Source organism: Tardiphaga alba (genome assembly GCF_018279705.1).
Lineage (GTDB): Bacteria > Pseudomonadota > Alphaproteobacteria > Rhizobiales > Xanthobacteraceae > Tardiphaga > Tardiphaga alba.
In genome coordinates this window covers 5,524,692-5,538,822 of record NZ_CP036498.1, presented here as the reverse complement: position 1 = coordinate 5,538,822, position 14,131 = coordinate 5,524,692, and the positions used below count along the sequence as shown (strand labels likewise).

Below are 14,131 nucleotides of genomic sequence, written 5' to 3'. Positions count from 1 at the left end.
ATCGGCAGATGATTCGGCCGCTCGCGTTCCTAAATTGAGAGAAATTCTGGAGTTGGCATGGGACGGCTGGACAACAAGGTTGCGATTATCACAGGCGCTGCGCGTGGCATGGGGCGTGCGGAAGCCATTCTGTTCGCCGACGAGGGCGCCAAAGTCGTACTTACGGATATCGACGAGGAAGCAGGCCAGCGCGTCGCGGCCGAGATCGGGAAAGAGTCGGTTTTCGTGAAGCACGACGTCTCCTCCGAAGCGGACTGGGCACGGGTGATGAAGTTGGTGTCGGACCGCTATGGGCGAGCAGATATCCTGATCAATAATGCAGGGGCCTTTGCGGGTGACGCGCTGACCGATGCAAATCTGGAGGTATTCGAGCGACTGATCCGCATCAATCAGGTCGGCACGTTTCTCGGGATGTGCGCCGTCTCGGACATGATGATTGCGCAGCGCGGTGGCAGCATCATCAATGTGTCGTCGATTGCAGGTCTTCGCGGCACCAAAGGGATGTTCTCATACGCAGCCAGCAAATGGGCAATTCGCGGAATGAGCCGATGCGCCGCAGCGGAGCTTGCCAGCCATCGCATCAGGGTGAACTCTCTGCATCCCGGTTTGATCGAGACCAGGATGGTCGAGAACCTGTCCGAGGAGGAGCTCGATGCGATGAAGGCCCGGCTGCCCCTCGGGCGTATCGGAACGCCGGCCGATGTTGCGTCCGCTGCGCTGTTTCTGGCTTCGGGCGAGTCCAGCTTCATGACTGGAGCCGAAGTCGTGGTTGACGGGGGAACGCTGGCTTAGGCTGCAAATCGACAGCACGGTCGCTGCGCCTAAGCGACCGTGCCGGCTGATGCCCGACGCCACTGCGATTGAGCAGTTCGGCCATTTTCAGGATTGCAAGATCTGACACGATCTCGCGGCACAGGAGAAAGCCATGCCGCTAGTATTGTACGAACAACGAGATGCTGTCGCGATTCTGACCCTGAACAATCCGGAGCAGTATAATGCCATGCGCGCCGGTCTTCTCCCGGAACTGAACGAAGGACTGACAGGGGCGCTTGCGGATGATAGCGTTCGAGCGGTTCTCATCACGGGAGCCGGAAAGGGGTTCTGCTCCGGCGCCTCGCTCGGTGGGGAGAGCTTCGGATCTGGATCCGGCGTCGCGGATACGCTCCGAAACAATCTGAATCCGATCATTGAGAAGATGCAAACAGCGTCGAAAGCCATTGTCGTTGCTGTCAATGGCGCTGCCGCCGGAGCAGGCGTTGGGCTTGCTCTTGCCGGCGATATCGTCGTCGCTGCGCGGTCCGCAAAATTCGTTCTCAGTTTTGTTCGGCTAGGCGCCGCCCTGGATGCCGGCACCTCGCTTCTCATTGCCAGGTCAGCGGGCGTGGCGCGTGCGCGTGCTTTTGCCTTGCTGGGCGAGCCGATCTCTGCCGATGAAGCGGAGCGTTGGGGTCTCATCTGGAAGGCCGTCGACGACGTGGATGTGTTCGCCGAAGCCTTTTCTGTGGCCGAGAGATTGTCAAAAGGACCTCCGGTTGCGATTCGCCTGATCAAATCGCAAATCCAGACAGCGTGGAGCGAGGCCTTGACGACTGCGCTCGGTCACGAAGCGGATGCGCAAGGGGAAGCGTTTGCAACGAATGACCTTCGTGAGGGCGCGCGCGCATTCCTCGAAAAACGACCTGCGCAATTTCAAGGACATTGATCGCGCGCGCCGCCAACGGACGTGCCGTTCCGGTGCGCTCGTTGGCTCATAGCCGAGCATTTATTTGTAGAGGGTGTGTGCCTTAAAGGCGCATACGCGGGCACAGCGAAGACGCGTTGCTCTTCTATGGAGCTCATCGGCCGAGTTGGATGGCGCGGCCATCGAATGCTGGCGGTTGAACCAGGACGGGATCAGGACCGGTATTTCGTTTCGGAGGGATCGCGCTCTGCAATAGCAGGCGCGGTCCCTCCGAGGATCCCACGATCTATTTGAGGATCTCGCGAGCCATCACGATCTTCATGATCTCGGTCGATCCTTCCATCTGCTTGCACATCCGCAAGTGGTTGTAGAAGTCACTGAACGGATAATCGTCGATTGCAAGACCTCGCCCGCCGAGGATTTGCATCGCGCGATCGACGACTCTCATTCCGGCGTCGATGCAATATCCTTTGACCATCGATGCGGGAAGGCGAGCTGCCGCGAAGCCGCCGCGGTCTACAAGCCAGGCGGCATAATAGGTGTTCCAACGGATCGACTCGATGTCATATTGGGAGTCGGTCAGCATCCATTGGATGGCTTGATTGTCACCCAGTTTTCCGCCGAAAACCTCACGATTCTTCGCCCAGTCGATCGCCAGTTCCTGGCTGCGCAAGGCCATGCCCAGCGCGACGCCACCTAGACGAAGGCGGAACCGGTTGAACTGATGTTGCGCGATGGCAAAGCCCGCTCCTTCTTCCCCGAGCAGGTTTTCCGCTGGAACGACGACGTCCTCCAGCTTCACTTCCTCCTCGATGCCCCACTGCCGGGCGATGACCGGAATATCGCGGACCTTACCGAAGCCGGGGGAATTATTGTCGACCAGGAATACGCTGATGCCGCGATGTCCCTTCGAGGGATCGGTCACCGCAGCCACTGCCGTATAAGAGGCGCCGTGATGGCCCGTGCGCCACATCTTGCGACCGTTGATGACGTAGTGATCGCCCTTCTTGACCGCTGTCGTCTTGATCCGAGCGAGGTCGGAGCCGGCTTCCGGTTCAGTGAAGCACATCGACCAGGTCGTGCTGCCTTCGATCACCGGATATAGATACTTCTTCTTGATCGCGTCAGACGCCTGATAAAGGATCGGCCAAGGAGCGAAATGCGATCCGGGAACGCGGCGCGGCGATCTTGCGAACTCGGTCAGGACGATCACGTCCTCCATGGCGCCGAGCCCTTGGCCACCATATTCCTTCGGAATCACGAGCTTCGACAGGCCAAATTCCTGCAACTTCTTCTTCAGATGAGAGGTCAGTTCAGGACTATATTCTGGCGCTGTGATGGGCCAGGTTTTGTAATGGGGGAGGACCTCCGTGTCGATAAACGTGCGCGCTCTCTCCTGGAGGTCCAATTGCGCTTTTGTAAGTTCGAAGTCCATATTCGTTCCCTCGCTGCCTATCTGGTCCGCTCGCACTAAAAGCTGATCAGTTTCTCGTTGGTCCCATGACGTCTTATGATGCGGCACCACGCAAGCGGGCCGCGCCCTTCGACAAACAGTGACATCATTGACCCGATACCGACACAGTGCCCGCGATCGCCTAAAACCGGTATGCCTGCAAATTTCAAAACGATTGGCCGTTTCTTCCGAGCCGACGAGCTTTAATCGAGTGCTTGATGCAGCGACTTCAAGCGATGAGATCGAGTTGTTAGCTGGCGTCGGTCATGCGTGATGCGCGTGTCGATCCAAACCAGATTGGCCGGACGGCCACTTAATGGCCGGCATTCGCAACGCTCAACGCAAGCGCTCCAGCGCGATCGCCGTGGCTTCTCCCCCCCCAATGCAGACAGCGGCGACTCCGCGTCGAGCGTCTCGCTTGATCATTGCAGAAAGCAGCGTGACCACGATCCGTGCTCCGGATGCTCCGATCGGATGTCCGAGCGCGCAGGCCCCTCCATTGACGTTGACCTTCGCGTGAGAAAGTTGCAGCTCCTGCATGGCGGCCATCGCAACGACGGCAAAAGCTTCATTGATCTCGAACAGGTCGATCTGATCCAGCGACCAGTCGATGCGGGAAATCAACGTCTTGATCGCGCCGACAGGCGCGGTCGGGAAAAGGTTGGGCAGATCAGCGAAAGACGCGTGTCCTCGGATCGCTGCGAGAGGTTTCAGGCCGCGCAGTTCCGCTTGCGACTGGCGCATCAGGACCAGTGCCGCCGCACCGTCAGATATCGACGAGCTGTTGGCCGCAGTCACAGTGCCGCCGTCTCGAAAGGCAGGTTTCAGCATCGGGATCTTGTCGAGTTTGGCTTTTATGGGTTGCTCGTCTCGATCAATGACAGAGGTCGACGACCGATCGGTCCGCTCTACGGGCACGATTTCGGCAGCGAAAGCGCCGTTCTCCGCAGCCGCACGCGCGCGTTCGAGAGACGCGAGAGCGAACGCATCCTGAGAGGCGCGATCGAAGCCAAAACTTTCCGCGCAGTCTTCTGCGAAGGTTCCCATGAGGCGGCCACGGTCGTAAGCGTCTTCCAGGCCATCCAGAAACATGTGATCGACGACTTTGCCATGACCCATGCGATAGCCACCCCGTGCTCGGTCGAGAAGATATGGCGCGTTGCTCATGCTCTCCATCCCGCCGGCCACGGCAATCGTCGCGCTATCTGCTTTCAGCAGATCGTGGGCAAGCATGATCGCCTTCATCCCCGATCCACACATTTTGTTTAAAGTCGAGCAAGGCGTGCTCTTGGCGAGCCCGGCATTCATCGCTGCCTGTCGGGCAGGGGCCTGTCCTTGTCCTGCAGACAAAACGCATCCAAAAATAACTTCGTCGATGTCATCCGATGCTAAAGAGCTGCGTTCAACAGCTGCTTTGATTGCCCGGCCTCCGAGGTCGGGTGCAGTAAAACTGCTCAGTTCGCCCATGAAGCCGGCCAACGGGGTGCGGGCGATGCTGGTGATAACAATTGGATCTTCATACTTCATATCGCGAGCTCGCCTTTTCTATTGTATCGACCACGCACGCCGAATTCTTCGCAGGTCGGTGGTCATCAAATCTCGAACGGAAAAAGGGACGGATGGGGACATTCAGCACCTCGTCTTCAGGATTTGGCGATGATGATCGACGCTCCATGCTCAACTTCCGTGAGTTGGCTCGACACTATGCCGGTGGGGCGCCATGGATCATGGCCTTGCCGATCAAAGTCCTTGGCAAATTGACACACCGAGACGCGGGGGCGTGCCTTGTCGGCCGCAGTTCAGAAGCGTGGACGTGTCGTCGCGATTGATCAAAATCGCTAAGGAGTTTGTCAGATTTGGCGCTCGACGGTCGCTCTCAGAGCTTGGACAACATGTGAACGTCAAAGCCCTTCGACCTTGTCGCCAGCTGCGGTCCTGCAGCAGGATAGGCGCAAGCGAGATCGGTTTCGTGCGCGAGACGGGGAGCAAAGATGAAGATTGATGGTCGGGCATTCGTTGTGACGGGTGCGGGTTCGGGACTCGGTGCTGCAGTGGCACGTATGCTGGTCGCGCGGGGCGCAAAGGTAGGCCTGGTCGATATCCGCGAAGATACCCTCCACGCGCTTGCCGCGGAGATCGGCCGCAACTGCGTGGTCGCGAGAGCCGATGTGACCAGCGAGACCGAAGCATCAGCAGCGATTGACCTCGCGGTGCAAGAATTCGGCGGCCTCGATGGTCTCGTGAACTGTGCCGGTGTCGCTCCCGGCGAGAAAATCGTCGGCCGGACCGGCCCCCACAGTCTCGATAGTTTCTCTCGTGCGATCAATATAAACCTCGTCGGCACGTTCAATATGCTGCGCTTGGCTGCAGCAAAGCTGGTGACACGCGAGCAAGGCGAAGATGGCGAGCGAGGTGTGATCATCAACACTGCGTCTGTCGCAGCCTATGATGGTCAGATCGGGCAGGCGGCCTATGCCGCGTCGAAAGCGGGTGTCGTCGGACTCACTTTGCCGGCGGCTCGCGAGCTGGCGCGATACGGGATCCGGGTGGCGGCGATTGCGCCGGGCATCTTTGAAACGCCGATGATGGCGGGAATGCCGCCGGAGGTTCGAGAATCGCTCGGCAAGAGCGTGCCATTCCCGTCACGATTGGGCAGGCCCGCAGAATTCGCCGAACTGGTCGCAAGCATCATCGAGAATGTGATGTTGAATGGCGAGGTCATCCGGTTGGACGGCGCTCTTCGGATGGCGCCGCGCTGAGGCGTATCGCCGAGCGTGACGAAGCCGTTGTGGCCGACATCGGCATTCTTGCGCCACAACCTTAGAACCTTGTGAGAGGCCGCACGTCCTTCATGGTCATCTGCAAAGCAATCAGCGGAACGCCTCGTAGCCGTGGACGTCGTAAAATCGAATGAACAATCAAACAATAGAAGCGCGCCGCGCCGGCGCAAAACTCGGCGGTGGCGAGAAGCGTATCGAGTCGCAGCACTCAAAGGGCAAACTGACCGCCCGCGAGCGCATCGAGCTGCTGCTGGACAAGGGATCCTTCGAGGAGTTCGACATGTTCGTCGAACACCGCTCCGTGGAATTTGGCATGGATAAGTCCAAAATTCCGGGTGACGGTGTTGTCACCGGCTGGGGCACCGTCAATGGCCGCAAGATCTTCGTCTTCGCCAAGGACTTTACCGTGTTCGGCGGCTCGCTGTCCGAGACCCATGCGCTGAAGATCACCAAGATCCAGGACATGGCCATGAAGGCGCGCGCGCCGATCATCGGCCTCTATGACGCCGGTGGCGCGCGCATCCAGGAAGGTGTTGCCGCGCTTGCGGGCTACTCCTACGTGTTCCGCCGCAACGTGCAGGCCTCGGGCGTGATCCCGCAGATCTCCGTCATCATGGGCCCATGCGCCGGCGGCGACGTCTATTCGCCGGCCATGACCGACTTCATCTTCATGGTGAAGAACACCAGCTACATGTTCGTCACCGGCCCGGATGTGGTGAAGACCGTCACCAACGAGGTCGTCACCGCTGAAGAACTCGGCGGCGCCAGCGTGCATGCCACAAAATCCTCGATCGCCGATGGCGCCTTCGAGAACGATGTCGAGACGCTGCTGCAGATGCGCCGGTTGATCGACTTCCTGCCGTCGAACAACACCGCCGGCGCGCCGGAATGGCCGAGCTTCGACGACATCGAGCGCACCGATGACAGCCTCGATACGCTGATCCCCGACAATCCCAACAAGCCCTATGACATCAAGGAACTGATCCTGAAGGTCGTGGACGAGGGCGACTTCTTCGAACTCGCGGATACGTTTGCGAAGAACATCGTCACCGGTTTCGGCCGCATCGCCGGCAAGACCGTGGGCTTCGTCGCCAACCAGCCGATGGTGCTGGCCGGCGTGCTCGACTCCGACGCCTCGCGCAAGGCGGCGCGCTTCGTGCGCTTCTGCGATGCGTTCAATATTCCGATCGTGACCTTCGTCGACGTGCCGGGCTTCCTGCCGGGCACCGCGCAGGAATATGGCGGCCTCATCAAGCATGGCGCAAAGCTGCTGTTCGCCTATAGCCAGTGCACCGTGCCGCTGGTCACCGTGATCACCCGCAAGGCCTATGGCGGCGCGTTCGACGTGATGGCGTCGAAGGAAATCGGCGCCGACATGAACTATGCCTGGCCGACCGCCCAGATCGCGGTGATGGGCGCGAAAGGCGCTGTGGAAATCATCTTCCGCGGGGATATCGGCGACGTCGACAAGATCGCCGCGCGCACCAAGGAATATGAAGACCGCTTCCTGTCGCCTTTCGTGGCCGCCGAGCGCGGCTATATCGACGACGTGATCATGCCGCACTCCACCCGCAAGCGCATCGCCCGCGCGCTGGCCATGCTGAAGGACAAGCATGTGGAAGTGCCGATGAAGAAGCACGACAATATGCCGTTGTGAGCCAAGCAATGTTCAAAAAAATTCTGATCGCCAATCGCGGCGAGATCGCCTGCCGGGTCATCAAGACCGCCCGCAAGATGGGGATCAAGACGGTCGCCGTCTATTCCGAAGCGGACCGCGATGCGCTGCATGTGGAGATGGCGGACGAGGCCGTGTTCATCGGCCCGCCGGCGGCCGCCGAGAGTTATCTCCTGATCGAGAAGATCGTCGAGGCCTGCAAGAAGACCGGCGCCGAAGCGGTGCATCCCGGTTACGGCTTCCTGTCCGAGCGCGAGGCGTTCCCGCGCGCGCTGGAAGCGGCCGGCATCGTCTTCATCGGCCCGAACCCCGGCGCCATCGCGGCGATGGGCGACAAGATCGAATCCAAGAAGGCGGCGGCTGCCGCCAAGGTCTCCACGGTGCCCGGCCATCTCGGCGTCATCGAGGACGACAAGCATGCGGTGAAGATTGCCGACGAGATCGGCTATCCCGTGATGATCAAGGCGTCCGCCGGCGGTGGCGGCAAGGGCATGCGCATCGCGCATTCGACCGCTGAAGTCGCCGAAGGTTTCAATCTCGCCAAGGCCGAAGCCAAGGCCTCGTTCGGCGACGATCGCGTCTTCATCGAAAAGTTCATCGTCGATCCTCGCCACATCGAAATCCAGGTGCTGGGCGACAAGCATGGCAATGTGATCTATCTCGGCGAGCGTGAATGCTCGATCCAGCGCCGCAACCAGAAGGTCATCGAGGAAGCGCCGTCGCCGCTGCTCGATGAGGCCACCCGCCGCAAGATGGGCGAGCAGGCCGTGGCCCTCGCCAAGGCTGTGAATTACGACTCGGCCGGCACCGTCGAATTCGTCGCCGGGCAGGACAAGAGCTTCTACTTCCTCGAAATGAACACCCGCCTGCAGGTCGAGCATCCCGTGACGGAACTCGTCACCGGCGTCGATCTCGTCGAGCAGATGATCCGCGTTGCCGCCGGCGAGAAGCTTGCGATCGCGCAGAAGGATGTCACGCTCACCGGTTGGGCCGTCGAGTCCCGTGTCTATGCGGAAGATCCGTTCCGCAACTTCCTGCCGTCCATCGGCCGTCTGGTGAAATATCGCCCGCCGGCCGAAAGCCATGTCGAGGGCGGCGTTACCGTGCGCAACGACACCGGCGTGCAGGAGGGCGGCGAGATCTCGATCTATTACGATCCGATGATCGCCAAGCTCGTCACCCACGCGCCGTCGCGCGCTGCGGCCATCGATGCGCAGGCCAATGCGCTCGACGCCTTTTATGTCGATGGCATCCGCCACAACATCCCGTTCCTGTCGGCGCTGATGGTTCATCCGCGCTGGCGCAGCGGCAATATCTCCACCGGCTTTATCGCCGAGGAATTTCCGAACGGTTTTGCCGCCAAGGCGCCGGAAGGCGAGGTGGCCCGCCGCATCGCTGCGGTGGCTGCGGCGGTCGATGCCGTCTATGGCGAGCGCAAGCGCCAGATCTCCGGCCAGATGATCGGCCGTCCGGTGGTGCGCGCAGGCCGCCGCGCCGTCTGGCTCGAGCGTGAGGAAGTGCTGCTCGATGTCGCCCGTGACGGGGACGTCGTCACCGTGGCTTTCGTCGATGCCGATGGCAAAGCCGGCACCGCGCATCGTGTAGTGTCGTCCTGGAAGCCCGGCGTGCCGGTATGGGATGGCACCATCGATGGCCATCACGTTGCCATGCAGGTGCGCCCGATGGCGTCGGGCATCCGCATCGCGCATCAGGGTTTTGAGGTCGCGGTCAATGTCTATACCGAGGCCGAAGCCACCGCCGCGCGCCTGATGCCGATCGGCGTCAAGGCCGATACAGGCAAGAAGCTGCTCTGTCCGATGCCGGGCCTCGTGGTCTCGATTGCCGTGACCGAAGGCCAGGACGTCAAAGCCGGCGAGACGCTCGCCGTGGTGGAGGCGATGAAGATGCAGAACGTGCTGCGTGCCGAACGCGACGGCACCGTCAAGAAGATCCATGCCGCTGCCGGTGCGACACTGGCGGTGGATGCGCTCATTCTTGAATTCGAATAAGCCGCTAGAGGACATTGCGAAGCGCGTTCGCGATCTAAAGTTTACAACGTCCGGTCCTTGTCCGAGTGGCGGAGCGTGCCGGAGGTCCTCAATCGAGCGGCTTGGCTGTTGCTAAGAGCAATCCCAATACATCGTTCGGCGCTTCACCTGGGTGGGAATTTGAGCGCTCCAATTCGCGCCATTTGTCGATCAGCGGTTTGGTGGTCCGGTAAATATGCTCACGCCCGATAGCTTCGGCACGGCCGATTTGCCGGTTTTTGATGACTTCGAACATCTGGACGTGATCGTCGAGCGCCTTGCTGACGATATCCAGGGTGAACCAGTGATATCGTACGGCATAGATGACCGGCACCGGGGACTTTTCCAGCAAAGCGAGGAGCCGTTGATTTCCGGCAGCCTCGTTGATGGCTTGGTGGAATGATATATTGAGGGTGACCCATCGATCGCAAATGTCGGTCGACCACGTGCCGGCGCTCACCAGTGTCGCGGTTTGCGCCAGAATATCCCTGATCTTGTCCTCGGCTTCGGTGGACAGCCCCGCCTCGGCGGCCTGCCGGTTGGCCAGCCCCTCAAGAACCGCCCTGACCTCGAAGACGTTCTCAAGGTCGCGCGCGGAATAGGTGCGTGTCGTATAGCCGCTGTTCGGCGTGTAATTGATGAGGTCCTGGTTTGCCAGGGCGGTCAGTGCCGCGCGAACGGGCGTTCGCGAGACACCGAGGCCTTGTGCCAGTTCGATCTCGTTCAACCGGCTTCCTGCCGGCAGCCGACCTGCCAATACCATATCGCGCAGGGCACTGAGCACGGCCTGGCCCCGCGTGGTGACGGTATCGTTGACCCTGGTCATGATCTATCGCCGACCTGGTCCGTTTCCTGGATATCGGCATAGCGCATGGGCGCCGGATTGCTCTGTTGTCCGGTTTGGGCGGCGGCCGGCGCAGGGGCGTTGTTCATGTTCAGGCTGAGAATGTGAGGGACGGCATAGTGTCCGCCCGGATCGCACATATACTTCGCGTAGATCACCATCTCGAGCGGGATGTTGCCGTAGACAAGGCCTTCCTGGCCGACGGGGATATTCTCACCGATCGAACTGCCGTCGGGCGCGATGATGCGGGACGAGCCACCGCCTACCTGATAGGTATTGGGCGGGCTACCGGGTGCCATTGCATCGACGGCGTCCTGCAGCATGACATGGGTGCACATCAGCACGAAAGTCTGCGTGGCCATTGCGTAATTGCGGCTGATCACTTCCAGCGGGTTAAGCGGATTGTCAGCAGGATTGATCGGCCCGATATATTTTTCGCGTATATCGAGCATGGCCTCGAACGGGCCGCCGCGCACGAATGCGGCGACCGGCCAGGATGCGACGTGCACCTGTTCGTTCTTGAAGCTCATGGCCGCGGACGTCAGCGGCACAAGATGCTCCCAGCACAGCAGCCCGCCAAGATTACCGATCGGAGAAGGAATCACCGGCAGCATGCTTCCGTCGCCTTCTCCCCAGATATAGCGCTCCGGTCCGGTCGGCTTGAGCTTGCGGTGCTTGGCGATCAGGTCGCCATTCGGGTCGAACCATAACTGCGCCAGATACAGCGAGCCGCGTTCGCGTTCGGTGACGCTGATGCAGACATAGATCTGGGCATCGCGTGCCGCCTTGCTCAGCCGCGCAACCGCCTTGCTCGGGATTTCCACGGCGTTCTGGTACAGGCGGCCGAATAGGGTGGCGCTGTGACCCATCGGCCCTTCCTTGAAGATCCAGGCCGGAAAGCCCGGCACGTATGACTCCGGAAAGCCGATCAGGCGGGCGCCATTGGCGCCGGCCTCGCGAATGAAGCCGCATGCCTTTTCAATCGAGGCGTCAAGATCGAGAAATACCGGGCCAGCCTGAACCGCGGCGGCCTTGAACAAGGGATAGGAGCCTGACATGGTTTTCTAATGATCCATTGTATCCATTGATGTCGGTGAATATTCAGCACTCTCGTCTACGCGGATCAAGCTCGTCGTTTCCAAGATTTGGAAAAATCAGCTAACATGCAGGTAATATAGGGGTATTTGCTTATATTATCGACATTTTGCTACGAGCTTTGCTGATTCTTTGCGCCCGATCACCAGTGCACCTCATGTATAACCCGTTCATTGGATACAATATGAGCGGTGATATCTCTTGTCTGTCCGAGCGATACAATCTGTAAGAAGTCCGGGGACGCTGGCGCCTGCCACGGCTTTGAGTGTGTTTAGCGAAGCCGATCTGATCCGCTTCTGGCAGCTGAATGTCGAGTTGCAGGGCAGGCCGATCCTTCACGATATCGACCTGACGATCCGGAAGGGCGAGGTGGTCTGCGTCGTTGGACCATCCGGCAGTGGCAAGACGACGATGCTCCGGACGCTGGGCGGTTTCACGCCGCCTTCTGCCGGACGAATCCTGTTTCAAGGGCAGGATATCCGCAAGCCGCGGCAGGACATCGCCATCGTCTTTCAGGACTATGGCCGCGCCCTTCTGCCCTGGCGCAACGCTGCGAAGAACGTCGAGCTGGCGATGGAAGCGATGGGCAAGCCCAAGGCCGAGCGCGCTCCCGAGATCATGCGTCTGCTCACGATGATGGGCCTCGGCGCGCATGCCGACAAGTATCCTTCGCAGATGTCCGGGGGCATGCAGCAGCGATTGCAGATCGCCCGGTGTCTGGCGCAGCAGCCTTCGATGATCCTGATGGATGAGCCGTTCGGCGCGCTCGACGCGATGACGCGGCAAACGCTCCAGGACGAGGTTCTCAAGCTTGTCCGGCTGATGGGAACGACGGTCTTTTTCGTGACGCACGATCTCGAAGAGGCGATCTATCTTGCGGACCGCGTGATCGCGCTGCAGCCGAATCCGGGCCGCATTGGTCAGATCTTCGATGTCGATCTGCCGCATCCGCGCGACCAGATCGCGACCCGCGAGCATCCGACATTCCTGAAGCTCAGGCGGCAGCTCTTCGACTATGTGAAGAGCGCCGAGCAATGACGGCGTTGGCCCGGCAGTTACCGATGATGCGCGGCTTCCTGCTTCCGGTGTCGATCGTCGTGGTCGCGGAAGTAGCCGGTCGTCTGACGGGACTTGATAGCCTCACCGTCGCACTCCCGTCCCACATCGTCGTCGCGCTCGGCGGCGCGCTGGCGGACGGCAGCCTGGTGCAGAGCACCGCCGAAACACTGTTAGCGGTGGCAGCCGGCGTGGCGATCGGAACCTGCCTCGGTCTCGCGCTTGGCCTGCTGCTCGGCCTGTCCCGTTCGCTGGACCGGCTGCTCGCCGCCCTGATCGAATTATTGCGCCCGATCCCGACCGTGGCGCTGATACCGCTCGTCATCCTTGTGGCCGGACTTGGCTTCGCAACGGAAATTACCATCGTCGCCTTCGGCACGATGTGGCCGGTCTTCGTGATTTCGCGCAGCGCCATTCTCGGCGTCGAGCCCCGCCTGTTTGAAGTCGCCGAAGCGCTCGGCTTTTCGTGGCTTCAGCGAATTCGGAAATTCATCATGCCGTCGATCGCGCCGCGCGTGTTCCTGGCGTTCCGTCTGGCCGTCGGCTTCGCCCTGATCATCGCCGTGACCGTCGAGATCACGACAAATCCGCTCGGTCTCGGCAATGCGATGGTCGTCGCGCAGAACGCGCTCAATCCGGCGCTGACATTGGCGGTCCTGATCTGGATCGGATTCATCGGCTGGGCGCTGAGCAGGCTTCTGTTCGAACTCGAGCGTTTCGCGTTTCCGGCGGCATCCAGTCTGGGAGCGAAGCCATGAAGCGCGTGGCGTGGTGGCTAGCGAGCTTCGCCGTGCTCGCGCTGGTCGTTTACGGCTGGCATCTGCTCGCGGCGGCGCGGGTCGTGTCGCCGGTGTATCTGCCCAGTCCGCAGCGAGTGTGGACCGCATTGACGCGCGGACTCGAGAGCGGCGTTCTCACCAACTATGCGCTGCGCACGATCGTTCACATGTTCTGGGGATGGCTCGCAGCGTCCTGCGCCGCGATCGTGGTCGGCTCGATCATCGGAATGTCGCCGGCCATTCGCGCCTATCTGCAGCCGACGCTGGAATTGATGCGGCCGTTGCCCGCCTCGGCGACCATCCCGATTTTCACCCTCGCGCTCGGCCTGAACGACAGCCTGGTTCTCACGGTCATCGCCTTCGGCGCGGTGTGGCCGACGCTGCTGTCGACGATCTACGGATTCGAGTCGGTGGACGAGCGCCACTACGAAGTGGCTGCCGCCCTCGGCATGTCCAGATTCGATATCGTCTGGAAGATCGCGCTGCCGAGCGCCCTTCCGGACATTCTCGCGGGCATGCGCGTGAGCGTCACCATCGCACTCATCCTGACGATCGTGTGCGAGATGCTCGCAGGCGTCGGCGGTCTCGGACAGTGGATTCTGAATGCAGGCCGGACGTTCCGGGCCGACAATCTGTTCGCCGGAATTCTCGTGCTTGGCCTGCTTGGCCTCATCAGCACCAATCTGATCATCGGCATGGAACGTTACATGCTGAGATGGAAGCAAATCTAGCTATCAAGGG

12 protein-coding genes are annotated in these 14,131 nt (G+C 60.6%); 8 read left to right on the top strand and 4 right to left on the bottom strand.

Features of this window, described 5'->3' with window-relative positions; genetic code table 11:
• Positions 1–57 precede the first annotated feature (57 nt).
• Together RPMA_RS26405 and RPMA_RS26400 are read left to right on the top strand one after the other, a co-directional pair.
• On the top strand, positions 58–792 hold the full coding sequence (locus tag RPMA_RS26405; protein ID WP_211910666.1) for an SDR family NAD(P)-dependent oxidoreductase: 735 nt from the start codon (positions 58–60) through the stop codon (positions 790–792).
• 133 nt (positions 793–925) lie between these two features.
• Positions 926–1,702, top strand: coding sequence for an enoyl-CoA hydratase-related protein (locus RPMA_RS26400; protein WP_211910665.1), 777 nt, complete (start codon positions 926–928; stop codon positions 1,700–1,702).
• A gap of 265 nt (positions 1,703–1,967) precedes the next feature.
• On the opposite strand, the gene RPMA_RS26395 is transcribed toward RPMA_RS26400, so the two are convergent.
• The gene (locus RPMA_RS26395; protein WP_211910664.1) at positions 1,968–3,116 is read right to left on the bottom strand and encodes an acyl-CoA dehydrogenase family protein; all 1,149 of its coding nucleotides are present in this window, start codon (positions 3,114–3,116) and stop codon (positions 1,968–1,970) included.
• Positions 3,117–3,470: 354 nt separating this feature from the next.
• Positions 3,471–4,661: an acetyl-CoA C-acyltransferase gene (locus tag RPMA_RS26390; protein ID WP_211910663.1), complete on the bottom strand. Its 1,191-nt coding sequence runs from the start codon at positions 4,659–4,661 to the stop codon at positions 3,471–3,473.
• A 464-nt stretch (positions 4,662–5,125) separates the two neighbouring features.
• Here RPMA_RS26390 and RPMA_RS26385 point away from each other — a divergent pair, with 464 nt between their 5' ends.
• The 3 genes from RPMA_RS26385 to RPMA_RS26375 all read left to right on the top strand — a co-directional run bounded on the left by RPMA_RS26385 (position 5,126) and on the right by RPMA_RS26375 (position 9,598).
• A complete protein-coding gene (locus RPMA_RS26385) occupies positions 5,126–5,893 on the top strand; it encodes a 3-hydroxyacyl-CoA dehydrogenase (RefSeq protein WP_211910662.1) in 768 nt (255 codons plus the stop codon).
• A 151-nt stretch (positions 5,894–6,044) separates the two neighbouring features.
• Entirely contained in the window at positions 6,045–7,571 is a 1,527-nt protein-coding gene (locus RPMA_RS26380; RefSeq protein WP_211910661.1) for an acyl-CoA carboxylase subunit beta, read from the top strand.
• 8 nt (positions 7,572–7,579) lie between these two features.
• A complete protein-coding gene (locus RPMA_RS26375) occupies positions 7,580–9,598 on the top strand; it encodes an acetyl-CoA carboxylase biotin carboxylase subunit (RefSeq protein ID WP_211910660.1) in 2,019 nt (672 codons plus the stop codon).
• Between the two features lie 88 nt (positions 9,599–9,686).
• Here the strand turns inward: RPMA_RS26375 and RPMA_RS26370 are convergent, their stop codons facing one another.
• Positions 9,687–10,442 (bottom strand): GntR family transcriptional regulator, encoded by a 756-nt coding sequence (locus tag RPMA_RS26370; RefSeq protein WP_211910659.1) that lies wholly within the window; start codon positions 10,440–10,442, stop codon positions 9,687–9,689.
• On the bottom strand, positions 10,439–11,518 hold the full coding sequence (locus RPMA_RS26365; RefSeq protein ID WP_211910658.1) for a carbon-nitrogen hydrolase family protein: 1,080 nt from the start codon (positions 11,516–11,518) through the stop codon (positions 10,439–10,441). The genes RPMA_RS26370 and RPMA_RS26365 overlap by 4 nt, the downstream gene beginning before the upstream one ends.
• 304 nt (positions 11,519–11,822) lie before the next feature.
• Here RPMA_RS26365 and RPMA_RS26360 point away from each other — a divergent pair, with 304 nt between their 5' ends.
• Genes RPMA_RS26360 through RPMA_RS26350 form a run of 3 tightly spaced genes read left to right on the top strand, consistent with a single transcriptional unit; the run spans position 11,823 to position 14,121 of the window.
• Complete coding sequence (locus RPMA_RS26360) at positions 11,823–12,593, top strand: ABC transporter ATP-binding protein (RefSeq protein ID WP_249225437.1); 771 nt, start codon at positions 11,823–11,825, stop codon at positions 12,591–12,593.
• Positions 12,590–13,369 carry an ABC transporter permease gene (locus tag RPMA_RS26355; protein ID WP_211910656.1) on the top strand — a complete coding sequence of 260 codons (780 nt, stop codon included), beginning with the start codon at positions 12,590–12,592 and terminating at the stop codon, positions 13,367–13,369. Before RPMA_RS26360 ends, RPMA_RS26355 begins: the two co-directional genes overlap by 4 nt.
• Positions 13,366–14,121, top strand: coding sequence for an ABC transporter permease (locus RPMA_RS26350; RefSeq protein ID WP_211910655.1), 756 nt, complete (start codon positions 13,366–13,368; stop codon positions 14,119–14,121). Before RPMA_RS26355 ends, RPMA_RS26350 begins: the two co-directional genes overlap by 4 nt.
• Positions 14,122–14,131 lie beyond the last annotated feature (10 nt).